6 protein-coding genes and 1 pseudogene are annotated in these 5,738 nt (G+C 44.7%); 6 read left to right on the top strand and 1 reads right to left on the bottom strand.

Translation table 11 applies throughout. From position 1 onward, the window contains the following. Window positions 1–475: 475 nt before the first annotated feature. From P5674_RS26740 to P5674_RS22810, 6 genes and pseudogenes are all read left to right on the top strand, one after another. Window positions 476–547 (top strand): annotated as a pseudogene (locus P5674_RS26740) (hypothetical protein); the annotation flags it as partial. Between the two features lie 9 nt (window positions 548–556). After that, window positions 557–1,162 (top strand): HNH endonuclease, encoded by a 606-nt coding sequence (locus P5674_RS22830; RefSeq protein WP_014275542.1) that lies wholly within the window; start codon window positions 557–559, stop codon window positions 1,160–1,162. 132 nt (window positions 1,163–1,294) lie between these two features. Then, the gene (locus P5674_RS22825; RefSeq protein ID WP_014275541.1) at window positions 1,295–1,714 is read left to right on the top strand and encodes a DUF4359 domain-containing protein; all 420 of its coding nucleotides are present in this window, start codon (window positions 1,295–1,297) and stop codon (window positions 1,712–1,714) included. Between the two features lie 273 nt (window positions 1,715–1,987). Then, window positions 1,988–3,430 (top strand): glutamate--tRNA ligase, encoded by a 1,443-nt coding sequence (gene gltX, locus P5674_RS22820; protein ID WP_006616161.1) that lies wholly within the window; start codon window positions 1,988–1,990, stop codon window positions 3,428–3,430. Between the two features lie 21 nt (window positions 3,431–3,451). Then, the gene (locus tag P5674_RS22815; RefSeq protein ID WP_315670307.1) at window positions 3,452–4,285 is read left to right on the top strand and encodes a CAAD domain-containing protein; all 834 of its coding nucleotides are present in this window, start codon (window positions 3,452–3,454) and stop codon (window positions 4,283–4,285) included. 397 nt (window positions 4,286–4,682) lie between these two features. Beyond that, a complete protein-coding gene (locus tag P5674_RS22810; protein WP_006616037.1) occupies window positions 4,683–5,192 on the top strand; it encodes a hypothetical protein in 510 nt (169 codons plus the stop codon). Window positions 5,193–5,242: 50 nt separating this feature from the next. Here the strand turns inward: P5674_RS22810 and msrA are convergent, their stop codons facing one another. Then, complete coding sequence (msrA, locus tag P5674_RS22805) at window positions 5,243–5,674, bottom strand: peptide-methionine (S)-S-oxide reductase MsrA (RefSeq protein WP_006616038.1); 432 nt, start codon at window positions 5,672–5,674, stop codon at window positions 5,243–5,245. Window positions 5,675–5,738: the final 64 nt, after the last annotated feature.

The raw sequence follows: 5,738 nt of genomic DNA, 5'->3' as shown, positions 1-5,738 counted from the left end.
ACTGGCTTTTTGGGTCTTCTGTAGATATCCTTGCCATTATACGTCCTAACTGTTCTATCTTGTGCTATACAAAGCAGGGGGTCGTAACCCTGTTCCCATGACAAAGGGGTGTCCACATCAGGAGCCGTATGAGGTGAAAGTCTCAAGTACGGTTTTGAATGGGAGTTGGGGAGGGTGACTTCCCTTTCGACCCCTACCCCTTGGAGGGAGTAGGATATGACTGAAAGCCAATGCCTAACCGTAATGCTTAGGATATGCCCACTAGTCACGGTATGGACATAGATACTGCGACGATTAAGAGTATTATGACTAGAGCGAGTTTAAAGACTACGTGGTTGTATACAGCTCCAAAAGTCGAAGTACGAAAGCAGGGGGTAGTAACTCTGTTCCTACGAAAAAGGGTGTCCATATCAGGAGCCGTGTGCTGGGAAACTCGCAAGCACGGTTTTGAAGTGGAGCTCGGGAAGGTGACTTCCTGTTCGACCATAACTCAAATTACTATTCAGGGGTCGTCTCATCTGAGACCTTCAATAAGTTAGACCATATAATCTGGCAAATGTTACGGGCATGGAGAATCTCAAGATGCGGAAAGGCAAATCCTAAAGAACTGAGTAACTATTGTAGACCGGAAACGGTTAAACTCAGCGATGATAGAGAAAGGCATGAAACTTGGTTATTCTGTACCAAGGATGGACATAGACTATGGAAGCATAGCTACACTCCGATTGTCAGACATACCCTGATACGCCCTGAAGCAACACTTTATGACGGAAACTGGACTTACTGGGCAACCAGAAAAGGTCAAGCAATTGATACGCCAAACAGGGTAGCAAAACTACTCAAAAAGCAAAAAGGCCTATGCGCCTGGTGTGGGCAATACTTTACCCCATCAGATTTAGTTGAAGTAGACCACATTGTACCTCGAAGCCACGGCGGAAAGGATGAATACAAGAATCTTCAACTATTGCACCGCCACACCCGCGATGATAAGACGGCACTTGACAACGTCAACGCTGCATTCTTAACAATGGAGCAGTCTGCGCGTGCGTCACATCAGGAAGTTTTTCGTGTCTATGCCAATTATCTGGATGTGGAAGCACCACTAGAGCCGTATGAGGTGAAAGTCTCAAGTACGGTTTTGAATGGGAGGGGGAGATGGTAACATCTCTCTCGATCCCTACTTGTTTGTCTAACAATTTTAACTCTGATCAGCCCTAGTCCGGGTTAATGGAACTTAACCTAGTATGATGATCTATTTTTCTCGATAAAATGCTGTTAGAGGTGATTATTTAAAATGATGAAAGTTGATCGGATGGAATCAAGCCATGCTGGTGGGCATATCAGTAAAATGGCTATCTTTCTGGCCATTTTGGCGGGAACAATGGCTTTAACTAACCCCAGTCGCCAAGACTATCTCGAATATGCCTCGGTGAAGTTATCCCAAGAAGCGAAAAACAACCTATGTAATGAGGCGGAAGTTCCGGCTATTCTCCGAGGTTTTTCTAATATGATTGTAGACACCTGCAATACTTTGGTAACTTCTCAACGGGTTACAATTAGGGCTTTTATTGACAATTCTACTCACCGACAAAATGCGATGTTTTTTAGCATTTACACATCGGAAGTGTTGAATAATCGCTATAGAACTCTGGCTCTGTTTGGTAATTTTATCACATTTTCAGCGGAAAAAATGCCGGAAAATTCCGTAGAATAATCGGAACCAGCCAAATTGTATTCTGAGCGAAAAAGCGCCCTCCCATAAGGGCGGGTGCTAGGTCAGCCCCAGGAAACAGGACAAGACTCTTGCACCCGCAGCCAATGTTGGTTGAGGGTAGAATGGGTTTGCGATCGCTTTCGGTGGTATGGACAGTTACAAAAAAAGATACAATGTTGAGATGGCGATTGTGGTTTGTTGAGTGGACAAAAGCCAACATTGACAATTAGCCAGCCGTTGGCGCGATCAAGATACAAAGGCAACCCAGAAATTATGACTGTCAGAGTTCGTTTGGCTCCTAGCCCTACAGGTAATCTACACATTGGTACAGCCAGAACCGCTGTATTTAACTGGCTTTTCGCCCGAAATCAGGGCGGTGAGTTTATAGTACGCATTGAAGATACAGATCAAGAGCGATCGCGTCCTGAATTTACCCAAAATATTTTGGATGGACTAACTTGGTTGGGCCTAAATTGGGATGAGGGGCCGTTTTTTCAGTCGGAGCGCCTGGATTTGTACCGGGAAGCTATCCGTAAACTCCTAGATGCGGGTTTGGCTTACCGTTGCTATTGTACCCCGGAAGAACTTGAGGAAATGCGATCGGCTCAAAAAGCTAAAAATCAAGCTCCTCGCTATGATAACCGCCACCGCGACCTAACCGCAGCACAAAGGGCGGCTTTGGAAGCTGAAGGCCGCAGTGCCGTGATTCGCTTTAAAATAGACGACAACCGAGAAATTAGATGGAATGATTTGGTCAGGGGTTCGGTAGTCTGGAAAGGCTCCGACTTGGGGGGAGATATGGTCATTGCTAGGGCTTCCAGTAGCAATGCAATCGGTCAGCCTCTCTATAATTTGGCGGTGGTGGTCGATGATATTGATATGCAGATCACCCATGTAATTCGCGGTGAAGACCATATCGCTAATACTGCCAAACAGATACTACTCTACGAAGCCTTCGGGGGAAGGGTTCCAGAATTCGCCCACACTCCTTTGATTTTGAATCCTGATGGCCGTAAACTATCTAAGCGGGACGGGGTGACTTCTATCTCAGATTTCCAAAATTTGGGTTACACAGCCCCCGCCTTGGCTAATTATATGACACTATTGGGTTGGACTCCCACTGATTCGACTCAGGAAATCTTTACCCTAGAACAGGCGGCGAAAAACTTTGGTTTTGATAGAGTCAATAAGGCGGGGGCAAAATTTGACTGGGATAAGCTCGATTGGTTGAATGGTCAGTATATCCATAATCTGCCAGTGTCGGAGTTGACAGATATGTTGATTCCCTATTGGGAAGAGGCCGGTTATGACTTTGAACCACAGAGCGATCGCCTTTGGTTGGAACAGTTAACAACCCTCATTGGTCCTAGTCTTACCCGTCTCAAAGATGCAGTAGATATGGCGGCGATGTTCTTTCCCTCCAGTGTCAGTTTAGATGAAGAAGCCCAGCAGCAGTTGCAACAAGAGGGAGCCCAAACCGTCTTGGCAGCTATCAAGGATAAACTCGAATCTGAGCCAACACTGACAGCAGATACCGTCAAGGATATGATCAAAGCTGTTACCAAAGAGACGAAACTTAAAAAAGGGCTGATCATGCGATCGCTCAGAGCAGCTCTCACTGGGGCTGTTCATGGCCCGGATTTAGTTGAGTCCTGGCTGCTTCTTCATCAGCGAGGAACTGATCTAACTCGCTTGCAAAACATATTAGATCGTTAATTGTTATTGAGGCTGAATGCTATGGCGGATAGCTCTAAATCCAAACCACAAGACGATAAAACTCCCATTGAGGATAAAAAGTCTGCTACTAAAGCAGATACTACTCCAGCTAAATCCTCTACTCCCAAAGATCACGAACCTGTAGTTGAGGCTAAACCTGCTGCTAAAACCCCAGAACCCAAACCAGAACCCAAACCGGAACCTGTGGCTGCTAAAACCCCAGAACCGAAACCAGAACCCAAACCGGAACCCAAACCAGAACCTGTGGCTGCTAAACCCCCAGAACCCAAAGCCGAACCGAAACCAGAACCCAAAGCCGAACCGAAACCAGAACCTGTGGCTGCTAAACCCCCAGAACCCAAACCAGAACCCAAAGCCGAACCGAAACCAGAACCTGTGGCTGCTAAACCCCCAGAACCGAAACCGGAACCAAAACCGGAACCAAAACCGGAACCAAAACCGGAACCTGTAGCCGCTGCTCAACCTGCTGCTATAACTACCGAACCCACACTTGAGGGGGGTGTAGATATGCCGGAAGTAGATGTGACAGCGATTAAAGAAAAGGTCCTGGACTTTTTCTCGAATTTACCAGAAAACTTTAGTAAGTTTTTCAGTGAATACTACCGTCCGCTAACAACTGTAATTCTGATTATTGTGTTGTTTGTAACCCTGCGGGTGTTAGTTGGGGTGATTGATATTATTAATCAAATCCCCCTAGTTAAACCCAGTTTAGAAATGGTGGGAATTGGATTCTCTGGATGGTTTGTCTATCGCTATTTACTGCGGAGCGAAACTCGTGAAGAACTGGTTAATAAGTGGCGCGAGTTTAAGAAAGATGTGTTTGGGGAAAATTAATACTGTTTAGAGTGACTATTTATCAGGATAATTATTGCTAAAAAAATATTGGCATTTATTTACTGGTAAAAATGTTAATTGCAGCTCTAATTACACAACGTCAAACATGGTAAATCTCAAGTCCGGTTAATCAGTCAATAACACCTAGCTAAAACGGACTTGATACAACTAGAAGTTAGGTAACTTCCGTATATTATGATTCCCCTGTCTTCAACATAAGACAGGGGATTGTTGTAATCGGGATAGCTATTAATCAGCTATTATTCATGATTCTGTAAGTCTCAAATAGCGCTACCAGACCTTCCCCAGGGCCATAGGGATGATAGCCGGATAATTAAAAGCTAATTATAACTATAATATAGTTATCTCAAATTGTGTGATATAAGGAGACAGACTGATGGAAATTGAGCCAACCAAAAGCATGATATTTAGCTCAATGGTGGCAGTTGTTGGGTTATTTGTCAATAGTTCAGGGGTGGCTTATTCTCAGGGTTCTAACCCAACCTTAATGTTTGAAAACGTGACGCTATCACCGAATTTTGAACCAGATCCAATGATTCTTAGGGGACTGAGTGGGGGTCCGGTGAGGAGTCAAGATATTGCGGGTAGAGAGGAAACGCCAACGGGTTCCTGTATCGGTTATGTGGATCAAAAGCCAGACCATACCCTGGTTTTAACTGAGTTTTTTAACCATCTGAGTCTGACGGTTAAAAGCAATGAAGACACGGTAATTGTGGTTAGGGGACCAGGGGGGAGTTGGTGTAATGATGACTTAATTGGTATGAACCCAGGAATTATCGGTCAGTGGTTATCTGGTAGGTATGAAATTTGGGTGGGTTCCTATGAACCTAATAGCTATCACCCATATATAATTGAAATTACTGCTAGGAGGTCTTCTGAGAATTGATCATGATGACCATTGACGCAGTGGATTGATTGGCGATATAGTATCTAATTTTAAGGACCACCGGAACCGGGGTAAAATTCGGATGCGGGTTTAATTTCGGTAACAATAGGTCGCGGATAGGTTCCTGATATTTGCAGTTGATGTTTGGATTTTCTGGCGATTTGTTCCTGTTGGGAATTATGATAAAAAATTGCTGATCGGTATTGTTCACCTCGGTCAGGACCTTGGCGGTTTAGGGAGGTGGGGTCATGAATTTGCCAAAAGACTTCTAATAGTTGTTCGTAGGAAACTAGATCACGATTATATTGAAGCTGTACCACTTCTGCATGACCTGTAATTCTGGCGGCTACATCTAAATAAGATGGGTGGGGAAAATGTCCCCCCATATATCCGGTGGCGGTTTCAATTACGCCGTTGATCTGACTAAATTTGGCGGCGACTCCCCAAAAACATCCGGCTGCAAAGGTGGCGGTTTCTATCATATTGATGATGTGCGAGACGTTTAGGAGTCAAATAAGGCTGCAATGCCTGAAATAACATCCTAGT

Source organism: Limnospira sp. PMC 289.06, assembly GCF_032350395.1.
Taxonomy (GTDB): Bacteria; Cyanobacteriota; Cyanobacteriia; order Cyanobacteriales; family Microcoleaceae; genus Limnospira; species Limnospira platensis.
The sequence above is the reverse complement of the archived record's forward strand: the minus strand, read 5'-3'. Positions and strand labels throughout refer to the sequence as shown.

Bases quoted from the DNA above. Each gene is read 5' to 3' on its own strand.
- P5674_RS22830 (WP_014275542.1), top strand. From the start codon at position 557: ATGTTACGGGCATGGAGAATCTCAAGATGCGGAAAGGCAAATCCTAAA.
- P5674_RS22825 (WP_014275541.1), top strand. From the start codon at position 1,295: ATGATGAAAGTTGATCGGATGGAATCAAGCCATGCTGGTGGGCATATC.
- gltX (WP_006616161.1), top strand. From the start codon at position 1,988: ATGACTGTCAGAGTTCGTTTGGCTCCTAGCCCTACAGGTAATCTACAC.
- P5674_RS22815 (WP_315670307.1), top strand. From the start codon at position 3,452: ATGGCGGATAGCTCTAAATCCAAACCACAAGACGATAAAACTCCCATT.
- P5674_RS22810 (WP_006616037.1), top strand. From the start codon at position 4,683: ATGGAAATTGAGCCAACCAAAAGCATGATATTTAGCTCAATGGTGGCA.
- msrA (WP_006616038.1), bottom strand. From the start codon at position 5,674: ATGATAGAAACCGCCACCTTTGCAGCCGGATGTTTTTGGGGAGTCGCC.